Source organism: Pseudomonas sp. Kh14 (genome assembly GCF_900291005.1).
GTDB classification, from domain to species: domain Bacteria; phylum Pseudomonadota; class Gammaproteobacteria; order Pseudomonadales; family Pseudomonadaceae; genus Aquipseudomonas; species Aquipseudomonas alloputida.
In genome coordinates, this window is sequence record NZ_OLKJ01000326.1 from 1 (window position 1) to 234 (window position 234).

The 234-nt window shown below is 49.1% G+C and carries 1 protein-coding gene; it reads right to left on the reverse strand.

Annotated features, from left to right (window positions below; translation table 11 throughout):
- Window positions 1-216 (reverse strand): hypothetical protein (locus tag FQ668_RS28305; protein ID WP_218570937.1); only part of this gene is annotated, 216 nt, incomplete at its 3' end.
- Window positions 217-234: the final 18 nt, after the last annotated feature.

Genomic DNA, 234 nt, shown 5'->3' on the forward strand with positions numbered 1-234 from the left:
GGTATACAAACTGCCCTTGCTAACTCGAGTGACCTGATAGTCTAGCTCCGGCGGAGCATACGCTTCATCATTGGGAGACGGTGGGATAAATTCATCCTGGCGACCTGCGCAACCAATCATATTCACGACCAGAAGTGCGACTACTGCGATGTAATAAAGCACACCAATCGCATGAGACTTTGCAAGCCCCGCTTTATTCGCTTTTTGCTTTTCCATCTCAGCTTCCTTCATGCC